Annotated in this window: 14 protein-coding genes and 1 pseudogene; 7 read left to right on the forward strand and 8 right to left on the reverse strand. The window is 54.1% G+C overall.

The features are described 5' to 3' along the window. Nucleotides 1-42 precede the first annotated feature (42 nt). The 3 genes and pseudogenes from ACYVBJ_RS16315 to ACYVBJ_RS16325 form a co-directional block, all read right to left on the reverse strand. The gene (locus tag ACYVBJ_RS16315; RefSeq protein WP_460983373.1) at nt 43-2,208 is read right to left on the reverse strand and encodes a plastocyanin/azurin family copper-binding protein; all 2,166 of its coding nucleotides are present in this window, start codon (nt 2,206-2,208) and stop codon (nt 43-45) included. A 28-nt stretch (nt 2,209-2,236) separates the two neighbouring features. After that, the gene (locus ACYVBJ_RS16320; protein WP_460983374.1) at nt 2,237-4,096 is read right to left on the reverse strand and encodes a 3-keto-disaccharide hydrolase; all 1,860 of its coding nucleotides are present in this window, start codon (nt 4,094-4,096) and stop codon (nt 2,237-2,239) included. A 623-nt stretch (nt 4,097-4,719) separates the two neighbouring features. Then, nucleotides 4,720-5,241: pseudogene (locus tag ACYVBJ_RS16325) on the reverse strand (SDR family oxidoreductase). On the opposite strand from ACYVBJ_RS16325, the gene ACYVBJ_RS16330 reads away from it, so the two are divergent. After that, on the forward strand, nt 5,189-5,317 hold the full coding sequence (locus ACYVBJ_RS16330) for a hypothetical protein (protein ID WP_460983375.1): 129 nt from the start codon (nt 5,189-5,191) through the stop codon (nt 5,315-5,317). The pseudogene ACYVBJ_RS16325 and the gene ACYVBJ_RS16330 sit on opposite strands and share 53 nt — an antisense overlap. 116 nt (nt 5,318-5,433) lie before the next feature. Here the strand turns inward: ACYVBJ_RS16330 and ACYVBJ_RS16335 are convergent, their stop codons facing one another. The 5 genes from ACYVBJ_RS16335 to ACYVBJ_RS16355 form a co-directional block, all read right to left on the reverse strand. Next, the gene (locus ACYVBJ_RS16335; RefSeq protein ID WP_460983376.1) at nt 5,434-5,751 is read right to left on the reverse strand and encodes a plasmid stabilization protein; all 318 of its coding nucleotides are present in this window, start codon (nt 5,749-5,751) and stop codon (nt 5,434-5,436) included. Nucleotides 5,752-5,901: 150 nt separating this feature from the next. Continuing rightward, nucleotides 5,902-6,396, reverse strand: a complete 495-nt coding sequence (locus ACYVBJ_RS16340; RefSeq protein WP_460983377.1) for a DUF4126 family protein — start codon at nt 6,394-6,396, stop codon at nt 5,902-5,904. A gap of 66 nt (nt 6,397-6,462) precedes the next feature. Beyond that, on the reverse strand, nt 6,463-7,551 hold the full coding sequence (locus ACYVBJ_RS16345) for an NAD(P)-dependent alcohol dehydrogenase (protein ID WP_460983378.1): 1,089 nt from the start codon (nt 7,549-7,551) through the stop codon (nt 6,463-6,465). Nucleotides 7,552-7,844: 293 nt separating this feature from the next. After that, nucleotides 7,845-8,735 carry an SAM hydrolase/SAM-dependent halogenase family protein gene (locus ACYVBJ_RS16350; RefSeq protein ID WP_460983379.1) on the reverse strand — a complete coding sequence of 297 codons (891 nt, stop codon included), beginning with the start codon at nt 8,733-8,735 and terminating at the stop codon, nt 7,845-7,847. A gap of 41 nt (nt 8,736-8,776) precedes the next feature. Continuing rightward, nucleotides 8,777-10,123: a sensor histidine kinase gene (locus ACYVBJ_RS16355; RefSeq protein ID WP_460983380.1), complete on the reverse strand. Its 1,347-nt coding sequence runs from the start codon at nt 10,121-10,123 to the stop codon at nt 8,777-8,779. 174 nt (nt 10,124-10,297) lie between these two features. On the opposite strand from ACYVBJ_RS16355, the gene ACYVBJ_RS16360 reads away from it, so the two are divergent. The 6 genes from ACYVBJ_RS16360 to ACYVBJ_RS16385 all read left to right on the forward strand — a co-directional run bounded on the left by ACYVBJ_RS16360 (nt 10,298) and on the right by ACYVBJ_RS16385 (nt 17,579). Next, a complete protein-coding gene (locus ACYVBJ_RS16360; RefSeq protein WP_460983381.1) occupies nt 10,298-11,272 on the forward strand; it encodes an NADPH:quinone oxidoreductase family protein in 975 nt (324 codons plus the stop codon). A 217-nt stretch (nt 11,273-11,489) separates the two neighbouring features. Continuing rightward, nucleotides 11,490-12,755, forward strand: coding sequence for an efflux RND transporter periplasmic adaptor subunit (locus tag ACYVBJ_RS16365; RefSeq protein WP_460983382.1), 1,266 nt, complete (start codon nt 11,490-11,492; stop codon nt 12,753-12,755). Between the two features lie 5 nt (nt 12,756-12,760). Next, entirely contained in the window at nt 12,761-14,221 is a 1,461-nt protein-coding gene (locus ACYVBJ_RS16370; protein WP_460983383.1) for a TolC family protein, read from the forward strand. Between the two features lie 83 nt (nt 14,222-14,304). Next, nucleotides 14,305-15,018 (forward strand): ABC transporter ATP-binding protein, encoded by a 714-nt coding sequence (locus ACYVBJ_RS16375; RefSeq protein WP_460983384.1) that lies wholly within the window; start codon nt 14,305-14,307, stop codon nt 15,016-15,018. Nucleotides 15,019-15,093: 75 nt separating this feature from the next. Beyond that, on the forward strand, nt 15,094-16,341 hold the full coding sequence (locus ACYVBJ_RS16380) for an ABC transporter permease (RefSeq protein ID WP_460983385.1): 1,248 nt from the start codon (nt 15,094-15,096) through the stop codon (nt 16,339-16,341). An 83-nt stretch (nt 16,342-16,424) separates the two neighbouring features. Then, on the forward strand, nt 16,425-17,579 hold the full coding sequence (locus tag ACYVBJ_RS16385; protein ID WP_460983386.1) for an ABC transporter permease: 1,155 nt from the start codon (nt 16,425-16,427) through the stop codon (nt 17,577-17,579). Nucleotides 17,580-17,663 lie beyond the last annotated feature (84 nt).

Genomic DNA, 17,663 nt, shown 5'->3' on the forward strand with positions numbered 1-17,663 from the left:
TTACAGGCACGTATGGATCAATGGAGATAAATCGATATGAATTTACTTAACAACTTTCATCACGCCCTGCATGACATAGAAGTGCCCCGGAACGGAACACTCGTACATGTAATCGCCGGGCTTGTCGGGCGCAATGAAATAGATCGTTTCGTTGGTGTTAGGCTGCAGCAGGTTCGTGTGGTGCAGCACCTTGTCGGTTTGCGGAATGTAGTTTCTTTCCTGCCCTTCGAGGCCTAACTTCATCGCTAACTCACCTACCTGAATGGCCGAGCCGGGGGCTACCACCACAAAGTTGTGCAGCATATCGTCCTCGTTGTTGAAGACCACCCGAACCTTACTGCCTGCTTTCACCTGGAACTGCTCCGGAGTAAACTTGAGCCCCGGCTTCGTACCCATGTTGATGGTGTAATCGGGCTCCCCCCAGCCAGCGGGCATTTCGGTAACGCGTTTCGCCATTGTACCCGCTTTCGCCGTTGTTCCCGTTTTAGCGGGAACTGCTGGCTTGCGCGTCGTTGACTTTGTATTGACCGGCGGGGCTGACGACGTAGAGGCCGTGACCATCGCCGAATGGTCGTGCTTGGGGGCTACGTTGGTAATAGCCAGTTTTTCGCCGTCGGGGATGTTGTTCAGCGTATAGTACCCCACGGAATGCAGCAACGCCCGGCCATTGCTCGACCGAATACCAGCGGTGTTGATCTCGTGAATATAGCCCAACCGGAGACTGTCAACGACCAGCCGGGCTTTCAGGCCATCTTTCGAGACCTCGATGCCGCGAATCGGGCAGTTTGCCCGGTTAATCACTGGACTGCCGTACGTAGCGTGGTATTTATAGTTGAAGCCGGTTACCTTGTACGAAGCCGGATCGGCCGCCAACTCCGGATCGACAGGCATGGTAAACTCAATCTCGAAGCCATCAGGCTTGGCCCGGATCGTTTTCATCTCGAACGGCATTTTACCCGTCCAGACCACGCGTTGCAGACTGAACAGCTCTTTGCCCGTCGACGACCAGCCCCGGCTGGTCATGCCCACGAACATGGAGGCATCGTGGCCCCATACCATCCGTAAAACCCCCGACGAGAAACCTTCGCGGAAGGGGAAAACAACGCCCTGATATTCGCCTTTTACCTTCTCGAAATCAACGCGGGAAAGGATACTCTGCCCTTGGTCGCCGATAAATAACTGATTCTCGAACGGACCAAACTTCCCTTTCGTATTATCCGTGATTAGTCCCGACGTGGAAATGCCCAGGATACCGTGCGGCAGCCAAACGGCCGGGGCCTTCAAGGCGGTGAATCGTTTCGATACGTCGTAGAGCGGTTCACCGGTGTTGGGTACGTCCTGCGGCTTAATTTTTAGCGGTGAGCCCGGCAGGTCAGTCCAGCGAAGGCTTTCGGCGTTGCCCAGGAAATCGCCTTTTTCGACCCGCGAGATCCGGCCCGAACCCACCCAGTCGCCCTGATTTTCGGTGTAAAAGTAATCACCGGCTGCGTTCATGCCGTACCCGGCTGGTGAGCGCATACCCGCTGCAAACGGCGTCATCTTGCCATCGGGCGTGATTTCCAGCGTCCAGCCCCGCCAGGGAACCAGACTAACGCCATGCCCTAAGCTGTTGCTCCAGCCGACGTTCAAGGTTACCAGCATATTGCCGTTCGGCAGAAAAGTCGGGCCGTACGAATACTCGTGGTAGTTGCCCGACAACGGCCAGGAATAGACTTTGTCGTACGAATCGGCGCGGCCGTCCTGGTCGGTATCGCGCAGCCGCGTCACTTCACTGCGCTGCGTTACGTAGATGTCGCCATCCTTATACGCTAGCCCCAGCGGTTCGTGCAGCCCGTAGGCAAAACGTCGGTAGGTAGGTCGTTCAGAACCGCTGATGGATGGATTCGATACGATCCAGACCTCGCCCCGGCGTGTACATACGGCCAGGCTGCCATCGGGTAAGGTGGCCATCCCGCCCACCTCCAGAATAATGTCTTCCGGCACCGGCAGCGAGATCAGTTTATAGAAATCATCTTCTTTTTCCGGATCCGCTTCGACTTTGGTAAGGCCCTTAGGAGCCGGAGCGGGCTGTTTGCTGCTTGAACTAACCGGCTGGCCGTTTTTCGATTGGATCTGCGCCAGGCTGGGGTGAATGCTCAGGCAGGCCAGGCCGGAGGTTAATAATGCCGCCTTGGCCAGTTGATGTATAGAATAATGAGTAAGTTTCATACGAGGGAACTGTCAGGAAGTTGAGCGATTACCAGATGATTGAATACGTAACAGGCCCGGCTTTATCTTTTCCGCTGATGGGCAGCAACAGTTCTTTGGTGTTCTGCGCTGTACTGCGGATAACCGGTTTCTGCTTTCCGGGTAATTCAATCAGGTATTGCTTGTCGTTAATGGCGTACAATCCGTTCGGAAGCTCGGTGATGGTGCTCCCTTCGGCTACCCGGCACCAGAGTTCGCCGGGTGTCGACGCGGCTGATCCGGGCGTTACCTGAAACGTGTGAGTCAGCTTCTGCCCGTCGTTCTCGGCCGCAAACGACTCCCGAACGCTGGCGGCTCCTACGCTGTATTTGAATACCGGGCGCCCACTTTTATCGACGTCATACCCCAGGTTTGTATATGTAGCGTTGGAATCGGGCCAGGCTGCGTTTTTGTCGGCCAGGTACGTCAGCGACGGCTTACCCGACAGTTCGATTACGCTTCCCATGGGTACGGAGAGCTGGGTTTCACCCCGGCCGTACCACATAGGCGTCGTTTCCAGAAAATCACCCCGCCAGATCTGAAGGAACTCACCGTTCGCCAGGTCTACGGTATAGTTGACGAATCCCGGTTCGCCCACCGAAATGGTATGCGTATGCTTTTTGCCGCGGTGATTCATGAAGCCCCGCTGCATCACCGGCTCGCCCTTCACGGCTAACGAAATCTCGCCGACCGGATCGGCCGCCCGGATGATGGGGTTGAGCACCGTATACTGAACACCGGGCCCTTCGACGGCCAGCGTGATGTCATTGCTGCGGGCGTACCACAAGCCAAAGTTTTTGTAATAGGCGAGTTCAAGGGGGAAGTCACCCGCCTGTAGGTTGAGTTTGGTAGCCGCTGTCCCGCCATCTTCGGTATCGATCGTCAGCACTTTCTTACCAGCGATGGTCAGTTCGCCCGCTCCGTTACGTACCGATTTGTTTACTTCGGCGGGAATCCAGGGCAGATTGAGCGACAGCAGGTATTCGCCCGACCGGGGGATGTGAAGCGTTCCCGTGATTTTACCTCCGAAATTATCGCGGCTGCCGGGCGCTGAGTGCGCCAGTACGTCGATGTCCATTTCCCGTTTCGGCGTGAGCGCGTTGAAGTCGGCTACCGATTTGAACTTACCGTCGTAGGCCCGGAGCTTGAGGTTCGTGAGCGTAACGGGCTCGATGCCATACGCCTTGTAGCGAATATTTCGGATAGCCACCGGACCATGATCCCCCTGAATTACGAGTGGGCCGGTGGGTTTCTCGTCCTGGAATGCCGATGCGCGGGTTGGGCCGGTTACTTCGATGTTCTCATGAATCGTTACGCCGTTCTGGATCACTTTAATGAACCGGGCGTTAGCCAGTTTTTCGCCTTTTTCGTTGAAGCGGGGTGCGCGAAACACAATCTTGATATGCTGCCACAGGCCGGGGGCTTTGCTGACGATCTGCGTAGGCGGGTGACCCTGGTAGCCTTTCTGCCCTTCGGGCTTGCTTTCATCCCAGCGTTCGTAGATGGCTCCACAGTCGGTGGAGCGGGGCACTTTTGCCCCCCAACTGTCGAATAGCTGAACTTCGTAACGCCCCTGTAGGTACACACCGGAGTTCGAGCCTTTCTCCATCATGAAATCAAGCTCCAGTTCAATATCGCCATGTTCCATTTTGGTGAACAGATGATCTTTGCTTTTTCCGGAGAGATCATTGACGAGAATACCCGTACCTGATCCGGTTTTTCCTTTCCCGGCGGTGTTGAGATCGTAGAACACGTCGCCCACGATTTTCCAGTTGCTGCCAGTGGGTCTAAAATCGGTTAGGGTCTGAAGGTTAACGGTAGTATAGGGTAACTCATTGGTTTGCGCCGACACCCGGAATGCGGTGAGCACAAGGCATAAAAGGAAACAACGGAAATTACGTTGCATAAGGAATTGTGAGAAAAAGTAAAACGCATTAAGAAGGAGAAATCGGGCAGGGTGAGCAGCCGTCATACGTAATGCACTCAGACAATCTGCAAATGTACAAATACTGCGTATATCGTTCACTATAGCCGTGCGGAGACGAACCCCTCAGCCTTTAAATTTAATTTTACTAGCCGTAGCCGGATGGATTTACCAATCAGGGCTTTCAGGTGTTGAAGAAAGAAATAAAATGCGTTTCAGTTAATCCTCCAACTGCGCGTCGCAGTTGGAGGATTAACTAACCAGACCAGTTCAGCAGGGAATAGTTCACAAGACAACTCGTGCAGTCTCGACGGTATCGTCTATACAACGAACGGACCGGTTGTATTATGCTGGGTTTGTGAGGAGAACGAAGAGGTAATCTTCCCGGTAACAGGCAATGCGCATTGCCTGTTACCGACGTAACGGATTAAATGGTGGGTGTGCCGCCGGTAACCTGCACGGGGCTGCCAGTCATGTAACTCGAATCATTCGAAGCCCGCAAAACATAAATCGGCGCAGGCTCGACCGGTTGCCGGGTCGTTGTAAAGGCACATCCTGCCCAAACGTTTTTACCTTTTTTCGGGCCTGGTCGAGGGGATGAGGAATGTCCAGATAGAGCCGGGCGCTACGCAGTTCACCCGAGTGCCTTTCTCGGCCCATACCTGCGCCAGATTTGCCGTAAAATTCTGAATGGCTCCTTTCGTGGCTGCATAGGCCAGCAGGATCGGACTGGGTTTATAGGCGTTCACCGATGTTGTATTGACTACCGTACTGCCGGGTTTCAGGTGTTGGTCGGCAGCCTTGCAGAGGTACTAGATTGCGTAGAGATTGGTCCGGAATATCCGGTCCCATTCCTCGCTGGAAATCTCCTGAAGTAACCCGTGGGCCATCTGAAACCCAGCGTTGTTGACCAGAATGTCTAACTGGCAATGAGCTTCTTCGCTGATGTTGCCCGGCACCAGCACGGCTTTGCGGCCCGCTTCTTCTACTACGTAACGGGCGGTTTCACGAGCATCCTCGTCTTCGTTCAGGTACGATATGAGCACATTGACCCTCTCGCGGGCAAAGGCGATCGCTACGCCCCGGCCAATCCCCGAATCGCCCCCGGTGATCAGCGCTTTCCGGCCGCTCAGCTTACCCGAACCCCGGTACGGTGTTTCGCCGTGATCGGCTTCGGGCTGTTAAGGAATGACTAATGGATTAACCCTGTTACGTATCGGAATCGTAGCTGAGTACAGTTCCAATACGTAACGGGGTTGTCTGGTACGCTCGGCCGAATGGGTTTACGAGCTTTTGGCGTGTTCGGCGTTGCGCTTCCGGGTGGCTGTCGCTTTCTTAGCCGAGGCTGAACGCTCCTCCGCCGTTCGGGAAGCCGAAGCGGCCCCGCCTTTTTGTCCTCCTTTGTGAGCAGGTTCTTTGTTTTCGGCGTGACCACGGCCTGAACCGCTCTTTTTGCCGCCCCCGGAGGTTTTGTTGACGGTTGCCCACGCCCGTCGTTCGGCTTCTTCTTCGGGCACACCACGGTCTTCGTAGCCTTCTTCGATGTGCTCAGCCTGACGTTTTTGCTTGTCAGTATACGCAGATTTATCTCCTCGTGGCATAACGATGATTGGTTAGATGTTGACTTTTTATCTACAACGCATCAGATACTGAATAAGCCGTAGATGCAACCTAAAACCATAAATCGGCCATTGTGTTTGGCCGGCTGAATCCAGGCTTGTATCTGGGATTTCAGCCGTGCTTTGAACGGGTCAGGAGGGCTGCGGAGCCGCTTCAATCTGGTTCACAATCGACCAGCCCACGCCAATTGCCAGCGCGTCCTCAACCAGGGCGACTGCCAGATCGGGTAGCCCTGCTTCGTGCGTGAGCCATTGCCGCAGTTGAAAGAAAGCCAGCGTACCCACTGCTGCGCCGAGGCCACCTAGAACGGCTCCCACCGGCGCACCGGCCCCTTCGACCTGACTCACGAAAGCCCCGCAGGTAGCCCCCGACGCAACCCGGCCACTAAACTGAGCGGGTACGGTACGCTTTGGGGTATTGGGGAGTTTGTCGCCAACCAGTTCGCCAGCGGCCAGTACGTTCAGGGCCAGCGAGGTGGTGGGCTGGGCCAGGTACTGAACGGGGGTAGCGGGTTGTTTGGTGGGAATGGTACGCACTAGTTTACGACTTAACAGGGCCGGGGCAACGATAGCGCGCATGCCAGCGATGACGCCGATGCCAAATGCCTTTACATACGTTTGATTCATAACGGAATTCATTGATTAGGGATGCGTCGATGACCCGCGCAGACAGACGGGTCACCTGGTTGTTTTTTATTCTTCGTCTTTGAGCGATTGCATGTCGATCACGAACCGAAACTGAATATCGTCGTCCATCATCCGACTAAAGGCCTGATTGATGTCTTTCATGGCAATAAGCTCTGTCTGGGGCTGAATGGCGTGCTCGGCGCAGAAATCCAGCACTTCCTGCGTTTCGGCAATGCTGCCAATGATCGAACCCGCTACGCTGCGCCGGTGCATGGCTACATCCATATTGTTGAGCGGACTTTTGTACTTGCCCAGCAGACCGACCGTAACCAGCGAACCGTTTTTCTTGAGCAGATTGACGTAAGCACTCACATCGAACGGGTCGGGGATCGTGACCAGCAGGAAATCGAAGGCAAGTTCATGAGCTTCCATCGCCTTTTTGTCGCTTTCGATCAACACCTCGTGCGCGCCCAGTGCTTCGGCCGCAGCCCCTTTTTCGTCACTGCGCGTTATGGCTGTTACCTGCGCGCCCATAGCTTTCGCCAGTTGAACGGCCATGTGCCCCAGGCCACCGATGCCGACAACGCCGACCGAATCGCCTTCTTTTACGTTCCAGTGCCGCAATGGGGAGTACGTAGTGACGCCCGCGCACAGGATTGGCGCGGCCCGGCTGATGTCGAGGGTATCGGGAATGCGCAGGACAAACGACTCTTTCACGACGATGCTGGTTGAATAGCCCCCGAACGTATTGAAGCCGTTGCCGTTGGGTTTCATGTAGCCGTTATACGTAGCGGTCCAGCTTACGGGGCCTTCGCAGTAATTTTCTTCCCCTTCCTGACAGGATGAACACTGACCGCAGGAATCGATCATGCAGCCAACGCCTACTACGTCGCCGACGCTGAATTTCGTGACGGCGCTGCCCGCCTGAACCACTTTTCCGACAATCTCGTGACCGGGAATGCAGGGGTAAACCGTGTTGGCCCAGTCGTTTCTGACCTGGTGCAGATCCGAATGACACACCCCACAGTACAGAATATCAATCAGGACTTCGTCTTCTTTCGTCGTGTTCCGCTCAATATCCATCCGCGACAGACGACTAAGCGAGTCGATAAGCGAAGCGTTGGCTCCGTAGGCTTTGGTTTTAATGGCTTCCATAATGTTGAAACAAAGGGGCTATGACTCGACGGACGAGTAAACGATCACGACAAATTCCTACCTGTTCGTGACAGGCAAACAGTCCGCTCCTAACAACTTGTTTGCCCATAAGTTTAGAAAAGATGTTAACCGGTGAAATTAATAGGGTAATGCTACGTGCACACCCTATTGACCGGCACCGCACCTGTACCTGGTCCGTCGCTTAAGGTCATAAACCGCTTCAAACGCCTGAGCCACGCTTCTTCTGGATGGCGTGGCTCAGGTGAGTATACGATACGTAGCGAAAACGGCGGCTACGGGCTGACCCAGAGTTGCCAGTCGGCACCGCTCTGTACCTTGTATCTATCGGAAAAACTACCCTGGTTAACGGCCAGCGAAAAATTGAGCAGGCTGTTGAAATACGCTACGTCGGTACCGATGGGCACTTCGCCGAACGTATTCACCAGCCGCACCCGCTTGTCGTACAGCTTCTGCCGACCGTGAAACACCTGTACGTGCACACTGCTGCCAGGTTTAGCAGCTAATTGCGCAAAGAGACTGCGGGGAATGTTGCTCCAGACATTGCCGTACTGTGGATCGAGGATGGGTATGTTGCCTTTCAATACGCCCTTCGTCAGTTCCGGTTTCTGGTAGGGGATACGTAATACGTCGCTGGGCAGCGCCGGACCAACCTGCCCGAACGTAATCGTATGCGAGGCCAGCCGGGCGGCCGTGTAGGCGTACACATCGCGGCCATGAAAGGTGTAGGACTCGTTCGACTGTTTCAGCCGGTTCACGGCTTCATCGATCTGCCGGATCTCGTCAATACCCAGCTGCTCGGCGATGAGCGTAAGCGTACCGTTATCGGGTGTGACCACGTAGTGGCCTGACTTCGTACGCAGCACAACCGACTTACGTTCGGTGCCCACACCGGGGTCGCAAACCGACACGAACACGGTACCGGCCGGGTAGTAAGGCACGGTTTGATACAGCCGATACGCGGCTTCCCAGATGTTGTAGGGCGGAATCTCGTGCGTCAGATCGACGAGTTTCAGATCAGGCGATACGCCGAAGGCTACGCCTTTCATGGCCGAAACGGCTCCGTCTTTCACGCCAAAATCGGACTGGAACACAATAATACCGTTCTGGCCGTAGGCGGTGATGGCCACGAGAATCGAAAAAAGGAAGAGAGACAGGTTACGCATGATAGTCTTCTGGATAGGACAACGAGTACGCTACGTCGCGTTTAAACGGGTACAGCTACAGGATGAATCAGCGGAATGCGCACCGTAAACGTATCGTCATCAACGAAAACATCCGGAGCGGGTTGGTTGAGCGTTTGGTACTGGGTTAGTATCGTGGACAGCCCCACGCCATTCGACAGCACCGCCGTTCGCTTGCGTTGCAGGGTATTGGTTAACGTCAGATACCCGTCCGGGTCTGTAACAATGGTAATGTGTAACGGACGTTTTGCCAGGATGACGTTATGCTTAACGGCGTTTTCGACCAGCAGCTGAAGCGTGAGCGGGGGAAGCAGCCGGGCGGTGTACACCGGATCAACGCGAATGCTGACGAGCAGACCATCCCCGTGCCGCGTTTTCAGCAGATGGTAGTACGACTGAATGAAATCGAGCTCGCTGGCCAGCGTTGTCAGGGGCTGTTCGTTGGCCCGCAGCAGATACCGGTACACCTGGCTGAGCTGATCGACAAATTGAGTGGCCCGCTCCGGATTGTCGTCGATCAACGACGATAGCGAGTTGAGGCTGTTAAACAAAAAATGAGGATTAACCTGGGCCTGCAACGCCCGCAACTGCACATCGGTCTTTTCCTGTTCCAGCCTACGTACTGCCAGTTCGGTTTCCAGCCGTTCCTGAATCAACTGCTCAGCCTGGCGCGTTTGTTCAACGGCCTGGGCAATGGCAAGCTGACGCTGCCGGAAAACCAGACTCAGCGAAAAGCACAGCAGTTGCAGGATACGTCCACCACCCAGTATCCGTATGTGCATTTGAACAGAAGGCTGATCAGTAGGTAATGTCCAGGGGTAGCCAATGTAATAAAACAGGTTGTTCAGTTCGTGCACAATTGACAGAACACTACCGATCAAAAACAGCCAGCCGACCATATCCCGGCGTTTAGCCGCTACCCAGCCTCCGACCAGACTCGTACTCATGAGCAGGCACCAGTAGATCGCCAGCGTGAACCGACCGCTGACTGACTGCTGCCAAGGCTCATCGACTAACATAATCACCACCGCTATGAGCATAAACAGACCAATACCCAATTGCCCCCAGCGAAGCGTATGCCTTAGCCGGAAATGGTGCTGAACCGAATCGAAGAGCCGGTTAACCAGCCCCAGGTAGAGGATGCGGACTGAACCGTACGCGGCCGTATAGACTGCCATGTTCTGAGCCTCGCTCAGCGGAATATCATCTCCGGACAGTCGATTAAAGGCTGAGTGGGCAAACCAGATTAAGGTCTGTAAGGTGAAGAGCCCGTACACCCAATCCCGGAAAAAGCTCCATTGTACGGCATTTAACAGAAAGATCGACCCGACCGCACCCAGGTATATAAATAGTACTGCCTCTCCGGACATATAAACGTAAAAGTAACAACGCTACCCACTACGAATATACGCATAGATTAAGAATCAGTACGCAATTCGGCCAGGTTCGCGCATTGTCAGCTCAATCAGGTCGTTGCTGCTGCGCGGACTATGTACGCTTTCTTTCTACCTTTAGCGATCGACAAACCCGAACCAGTACGTTGTATGAACGCCATTTTGTGCCGAGCCTATGGGCTACCCGATACGCTAACCTTTGAAGATATTCCGTCACCAGCGGCCGGACCCGGACAGGTGCTGATTGCGGTTAAAGCGTGCAGCCTGAATTTTCCGGATACCCTGACCATCCGCAATTTATACCAGTTTAAGCCGTCCCTGCCTTTTTCGCCGGGGAGCGAAGCTTCGGGCGTAGTGAAAGCCGTTGGCGAGGGCGTAACGCATGTTAAACCCGGCGACCGGGTCTTTGCCTTTGGCTCCCACGGCGGCCTGGCCGAAGAACTGGTTACAGACGCCCATGTCGTGGTGCCGATTCCGGACCAGATGAACTTTGTGACGGGCGCATCAACGATATATGCCTACGGTACGTCCTACCATGCCCTGAAAGACCGGGCGCAGCTTCAGCCGGGCGAAACCGTATTGGTGCTCGGGGCTGCCGGGGGCGTGGGCTTAGCCGCCGTTGAATTGGCTAAGCGGATGGGCGCTACCGTTATCGCGGCTGCATCCACGGACGAGAAACTGGCGGTTTGTCAGCAAAAGGGCGCTGATCACCTGATCAACTATTCGACGCAGGATCTCCGCGAACGTATCAAAGAAATTACGCTGAGTAAAGGCGTTGATGTGGTTTATGACCCCGTTGGCGACAAATGGGCCGAACCCTCTATCCGGTCGCTGGCCTGGCGCGGACGCTATTTGGTAGTCGGCTTTGCCGGGGGCGACATTCCCCGCATCCCCCTGAATCTGGCACTGCTGAAAGGAAGCGCGCTGGTTGGCGTATTCTGGGGGCAGTTCACCCGGATGGAGCCCGGGTTGAGCGTCAGCAACATGCAGCAGATTGCGTCCTGGGCGATGCAGGGCAAACTGGCTCCGCACATTTACAGGCAATATACCCTGGCCGAAGCCCCGCAGGCGCTGACGGATATGATGGACCGCAAGGTAATTGGAAAAGCGGTTGTGGTTATGTAAGCTCAGGACTTCGTTTAAGCTATTGGATCGTCTGCTGGATCGCGGCATTAATCTACTAGCGGCAGTTTTTATATAAATTGTATTGCTGTGCGATTTCGCTAAACGGTGTGCGAAATCGCACGTTTTTTGAATTGATAATTTGGTGTAAGCTATTGATTATTAAATTTTTATCTGCTGGTACGCTATTTGGCTGTCTATATGCAAAGCGTATAAGCGTATGGATAGAGAACTTGCTCCTGAACTCGTAACCCGTTCCCGCAACCGAAATCTGCTCATCGCCGGAGCCGCCATCGCCGTCGTGGCTGTCGCCCTGACCTGGTTCCGGGATGCCCTGAAAACCTCCGTTGAAGCCGATAAAATCAGAACCGTAACGGCCGGGATTGGCCCCGTCGAAAATTCGCTGAACGCTACCGGCGAAGTAATTCCGGCCTACGAACAGATCATGACCAGCCCCATCCGGGCCAGCATCCGGCGGGTGCTGCTTACCCCCGGTACAGCCGTTAAACCCGGTCAGGCGATACTCGACCTCGATAAGTCGCTCACCATTATCGAACAGGAAAAACTCAACGATCAGCTGGCCCTCAAACGCAACAGTATCGATCAGCTGCGGATGCGGCTGAATAAGAACCTGTACGATGCGGAAGTTAGTGACCAGATCAAATCGCTGAACATCAACCGGCTGCGGGCCGAAGTGGACGATGCCCGTCGGTTGCAGAAAGTAGGGGGGAACACCGCCGAAGATGTTACCCGCGCCGAAAATGCCCTGCGCATTGCCGAATTAGAGAAAAAGCAGCTGGAGAATGATTTGACCTATAACCGGCAGTCGATGAGCGCCAGCCTCCGCGAAACGGCTCTACAGGCGCAGATCGAAGAAAAGAATCTCAAAGAACTGACCCACAAGATCAAACAGGCCGATATCGTAGCCGACCGGCCGGGCGTGCTGACCTGGGTCAACGAGAACATCGGGTCGTCGGTCAACGAAGGCGAAATGCTGGCGAAGCTGGCGGATCTGGCCAGTTTCCGGGTCGAAGGTTCCTGCTCCGATACGTATGCCGATCAGGTAAAAGCAGGTTTGCCCGTCATTATCAAAGCCAATGAAACCAGCCTTCGTGGCGTCATTACGCAGGTGAAACCCTCGGTGAAGAACGGCGTACTGCAATTTGTCATTCAACTCGACAACAACCGCCACGCATCGCTCCGGCCGAATCTGAAAGTCGACGTATTTGTGGTGACCGATCGGGTGGCTAAAGCCGTTCGGGTAGCCAATGGACCGGCGTTTAAAGGGAAACGTAACCAGTACGTTTATGTGCTGGACAAAGGAGGGAAGGTGGCGCATCGGCGCAGCGTGTCGGTCGGCCTGTCGAATTTCGACTTTGTCGAAGTGAAGAGTGGGTTGCAGGCAGGCGAACGGATTATCTTAACTGACCTGAGCCAGTACGAGCATCTGGAAGAGATCACCATCGAGCCAACCGCAAAGCCCTGATCCGAATGAACCGTTTTTATATACTTCTATTCAGCTTTTGCCTGGGGTCGGGTCAGGTGGTGGGACAGGCGCAGCCGATTACGCTTCAGGAGGTGCTTCAGCTAGCCCAAGCACAGTCGGTTGCTGCCAAACGAGCCAGTACCCAGCTACGTACCAATCGCTGGCAGTTCCGCTCGTTTCTGGCGACGTTCAAACCGCAGCTAAGTCTGGATGGGTCGCTGCCCAATTTCACCCGCTCGTATGTACAGGTGGTTCAGCCCGACGGCAACATTCGCTTCGAGCCAATTTCAAACAACAACTCCATTTTAAACCTATCCCTTAGCCAGAACATTTCCCTGACCGGGGGCAGCATTTTTGTGCAGAAGCAACTCCAGCGGTTCGATAACTTCATTCAGGGAAGCACTTTGTACAACGGTATTCCGTTCGGGATTGGCCTGAATCAGCCCTTGTTTCAGTTCAACCAGATGCGGTGGGATAAGCGCATTCAGCCGCTTCTGTTTGCCGAAGGGAATCAGCAGTTCATCGAGTCGCTCGAACAGGTATCGCTGACGGCCACGAGCTTCTACTTCGATCTGCTGGTTGCCCAGGTGAACCTGCAAATTGCCGAAACCAACCGGGCGAACAACGATACGTTGTACCAGATCGCGCTTCAGAAACTGAACCTGGGCAAGATTTCGCAGAACGATCTGCTGCAACTGCAACTGAGCGTACTGAACGCCGAAAAAGATCTGGCCTCGGCCCGCCAGACAGCCGCCGTTGCTACGTTAAAACTGAAGTCGTTTATTGGAACGCGCGACGAGAACAACGCGCAGCCCCGGCAGCTTGAACTGGGCATACCGAACCGGATCCCTGATCTACAGGTCGACGTAAAACGGGCACTCGACGAAGCGTTTGCCAATCGCTCGGGGTCCATCGGTTTCCGCCGACGCCTGCTGGAATCGGACCGCGATCTGGAGAAAGCCCGTAAAAACAATGGCCTGAATGCTTCCTTAACGGTTGGGTATGGGCTGTCGAATCAGGGGCCAAACCTGGGAGACGTATACGTCCGGCCACAGAATCGCGAATACGTATCGCTTCAGTTTACCCTGCCTATCATGACCTGGGGACGGGCGCAGGCACTGGTCGAAACGGCCAAAGCCAACCGCGAATTAACCCAGCAGTCGGTCGAGCAGGACAAACTGACGTTTGAGCAGGAGATTTACACGCAGGTGACCTTGCTTCAGATGCTGCGCCAGCAGGTGGCGCTCACCGCCAAAGCGGATCAGATTGCGCAAAATCGCTACCAGATTGCGCAGGACCGGTTCAGGCTGAGCGACCTGAGCGTAACCGATTTAGGGATTGCTACCCAGGAAAAAGACCGCGCCCGTCGCGATGCTATTATCGCGCTGCGCGACTATTGGCAGGCGTTTTATACGCTTCGTTTATTAACCCTGTACGATTTCGAAACAAACCAAAAGATCAACTAGCCAAGGGCTGATGACCGGGGACGAGAAGAAATCAGATCTTTTTTACTCCAGAGTCCTCCGCCCTACGCCAAACCAAGAGCACCATGATAACCCTGCAAAACATCGAGAAAGTGTACCGCACCAGCAACATCGAAACGCTGGCCCTGAACAACATTAACATCAACATCCGCGAAGGCGAATTCGTGTCCATCATGGGGCCGTCGGGTTGCGGCAAGAGTACGCTCCTGAACATCATGGGCCTGCTCGACGAACCCTCAAAAGGAAACGTCGCCATCAACGGTCAACTGGTGCAGTCGTACCGCGACAAAGAACTGGCTCGTCTGCGGAATGAGAAAATTGGCTTTATTTTCCAAAGCTTCCACCTGATCAACGACCTGTCGGTGCTGGATAACGTCGAGATTCCGCTGCTGTACCGCGCGGCCAATGGAAAATCGCGCCGGGATCATGCGCGGGAAGCGCTCGAAAAAGTGGGTCTGAGCAACAGGATGAAGCATTTCCCGCGTCAGCTGTCGGGTGGTCAGAAACAGCGGGTAGCCATTGCCCGCGCTATTGTCGGGAACCCTGAAATCATCCTGGCCGATGAACCTACCGGAAATCTCGACAGCGCGATGGGCAACGAGATCATGAACATTCTGCAAGACCTGAACCGCGAAGGGGCCACGATCATCATGGTGACACACGACGAGTCGATGGCTAAGAAAACGCACCGCCTGATTCGCCTGTTCGATGGTACGCAGGTCGGCGACTCCATCCTTGGCAATCAGGGGGTTGGGCTTGGCGCTGAAAGCTTCAGCTAAGCGCAGGCGATGACAACAACGACTATTGACTACGTAACAGACTGAATTTATCCCAAGCCCCCGGCACCGCGCCCCATGCTTACAAACTACATAAAATTCGCCTGGAAGGTCCTGCTTCGGCACCCGTTTTATACCTTCATTACGCTCTTCGGTATCAGCCTGACCCTGACGGTACTGATGGTGCTGACTTCGTTTATCGACCATCTGGTCGGTACGCATTACCCGGAAACCAAACGGGACCGCTCGCTCTACATTATGCAGATGGTCCAACGCGACTCCGCCCGGTCGGGGAGAAGTTCGGGGCCGATGAGTTTTAAGTTTCTGACGGATTTTGTCAAAACGCTGAAAACGCCCGAACGCGTCACCATCAGTACGTTTGTCAATAGCTCCAATGCATACGTCGGTTCGCAGAAAATTAAGCTCAATACCAAGTTTACCGATGCCAATTTCTGGCGGGTTATGGATTTTGAATTCCTGGAAGGAAAACCTTATAACGAGCAAAATATTGCCAACGGCGAGAACGTGGTCGTGATCAACGATGACCTGAGAAAACAGTATTTCGATGAAGCCACCGAGTCGGTTGTGGGCAGAACAATCGATATCGAAAGCATTAACTACAAGGTCATTGGAGTTGTAAAAGGCAGCCCGGCGACTCGCCCCTTTACGTACGCGGACGTATATTTTCCCTATACCGCCCCCAAAAGTAACTACCAGAAAAGTGGAATGCGGGGTGGTTTTGTAAGCGTTGTACTCGCTAAACAGAAGTCCGATTTTCCGGCTATTCAGGAAGAGTTTCAAAGCCGTATCAACCGGATTCCGCTGCCAGGCGTAGAAGATGGATATAAGTTTGCCTCGCTGGAAGTCAAGGCGGAACCGTACGCCCAAAACTTCATCGGAACGTTTCTGGACGGCGGCCCCGGTCTGAAGACGATATTCTTCGGTATCCTTTTCTTTATTCTGTTTATGTTACTGGGGCTGCCCGCCATCAACCTGGTTAATGTGAACGTCAGCCGCATTGTCGAACGGGCGTCGGAAATCGGCATCCGCAAAGCCTTCGGTGCCTCCGTCCGAACGCTGGTCTGGCAGTTTATCGTCGAAAACATTTTCATTACGTTCATCGGCGGGGCCATTGCCCTGCTTCTGACGGCCGTTGTGATTTATTTCATCAATGCCAGCGGCTGGATTGCCTACGCCGATCTGACCATCAACCTAAGCGTATTCGTCATCAGCATCATCGTCTGTCTGATTTTCGGGTTCCTGTCGGGCGTACTACCCGCCCTCCGGATGTCGAAACTAAGCATCGCCGAAGCATTAAAATCATAAAGAGCGAACACATTCGCGAGCACATCTTCATTCACTCTTTCGCTCATTCATTCTTTCGCTCTTTCACTCATTCGCTCTTTATCATGATCTCACATCTGTTTAAACTCATCTGGAACAAGAAAAAGGCCCATACGCTGCTGATCGTTGAGATCTGGGCTTCATTTATGGTCCTGTTCGGCCTGGCTACGCTGATCGTGGTCAACGTCGGAAACTACCGGGAGCCGCTGGGCTTTTCCTACGAAAACGTTTGGGCAATCGACCTGAACAGTAACCAGGATACCACCGAAGTTGCTGACAAACTGCAGCGAATTCAGCAACGGCTGAAGGCATACGGAGAGATACAATCCGTTGCCCGCATGAGCAGTAACTTCCCGTTCTCAGCCAATCAGATGAACGAAGGCATTGAATTCAACAAGCGGAATGTGCTGGCTGACCATTACCTAACCGACGAGGATTTTGCCAAAACGCTGGAGATGTCCGTCGCGGAAGGGGCGTGGTATCAGCCAGCCGACAGCGTTGGGAAGTACCGGCCAATTGTTTTGAATCGAAAAGCCAAAGAAGGGCTCTTCGGCGACGAACACGCGCTGGGAAAAGTGATTAACGATAAGTACAGAGTCGTTGGCGTACTGGACAACTTTAAGGCAAAAGGCGAGTTCATGACCAACAAACCCGCTTATTTTGAACTGGTCCGCGCCAGCGATACCTGGAACAACACCATGCTGGTTAAAGTGAAGCCCGGAACGGATGCCGTATTTGAAGCCAGAGTCGTGAAGGACGTAGCGGCACTGGTGAAAGGATGGAGCGTGGAGGTCAACTACCTGACCGATTCGCGTAAAAACCAGCACAATCTGGTGCTGGTGCCGGTGATCATTGCTTCTATTGTGTCAGGGTTTCTGCTGATCAACGTAGCGTTGGGTCTGTTTGGCATCCTCAACCTGAGCATTGCGAAACGCCGGGGCGAAATTGGTCTGCGTCGGGCCATCGGCGCTACGGGTAAAGGCATTTCGACACAGTTTATCGGCGAAATCTGGGTGCTGGCTACGTTCGCCATGCTGATTGGTCTGCTCTTTGCCGCTCAGTTCCCGCTGCTGAACGTGTTCGATTTGGCATCAGGTATTTATGTAATGGCCATCATCATAGCTGTTCTGATTATTTATGCCATCGTCACGTTATGTGCCTTATTCCCCAGTCGTCAGGCTGCGCACATTCAACCCGCCATTGCCCTGCACGAGGAGTAACTGACGCCTGGAAAATGGTATTTTTGTAGCGGCTGTATGCCTTGAGTACCCCTCCGGTTGATTATACCCCTCCCGGCCTTCCCT

It is taken from the genome of Spirosoma fluminis (genome assembly GCF_054778895.1).

Coding starts and splice junctions, on each gene's coding strand:
- ACYVBJ_RS16315 (WP_460983373.1), bottom strand. CDS start 2,208: ATGAAACTTACTCATTATTCTATACATCAACTGGCCAAGGCGGCATTA.
- ACYVBJ_RS16330 (WP_460983375.1), top strand. CDS start 5,189: ATGAGCACATTGACCCTCTCGCGGGCAAAGGCGATCGCTACGCCCCGG.
- ACYVBJ_RS16335 (WP_460983376.1), bottom strand. CDS start 5,751: ATGCCACGAGGAGATAAATCTGCGTATACTGACAAGCAAAAACGTCAG.
- ACYVBJ_RS16340 (WP_460983377.1), bottom strand. CDS start 6,396: ATGAATCAAACGTATGTAAAGGCATTTGGCATCGGCGTCATCGCTGGC.
- ACYVBJ_RS16345 (WP_460983378.1), bottom strand. CDS start 7,551: ATGGAAGCCATTAAAACCAAAGCCTACGGAGCCAACGCTTCGCTTATC.
- ACYVBJ_RS16350 (WP_460983379.1), bottom strand. CDS start 8,735: ATGCGTAACCTGTCTCTCTTCCTTTTTTCGATTCTCGTGGCCATCACC.
- ACYVBJ_RS16355 (WP_460983380.1), bottom strand. CDS start 10,123: ATGTCCGGAGAGGCAGTACTATTTATATACCTGGGTGCGGTCGGGTCG.
- ACYVBJ_RS16360 (WP_460983381.1), top strand. CDS start 10,298: ATGAACGCCATTTTGTGCCGAGCCTATGGGCTACCCGATACGCTAACC.
- ACYVBJ_RS16365 (WP_460983382.1), top strand. CDS start 11,490: ATGGATAGAGAACTTGCTCCTGAACTCGTAACCCGTTCCCGCAACCGA.
- ACYVBJ_RS16370 (WP_460983383.1), top strand. CDS start 12,761: ATGAACCGTTTTTATATACTTCTATTCAGCTTTTGCCTGGGGTCGGGT.
- ACYVBJ_RS16375 (WP_460983384.1), top strand. CDS start 14,305: ATGATAACCCTGCAAAACATCGAGAAAGTGTACCGCACCAGCAACATC.
- ACYVBJ_RS16380 (WP_460983385.1), top strand. CDS start 15,094: ATGCTTACAAACTACATAAAATTCGCCTGGAAGGTCCTGCTTCGGCAC.
- ACYVBJ_RS16385 (WP_460983386.1), top strand. CDS start 16,425: ATGATCTCACATCTGTTTAAACTCATCTGGAACAAGAAAAAGGCCCAT.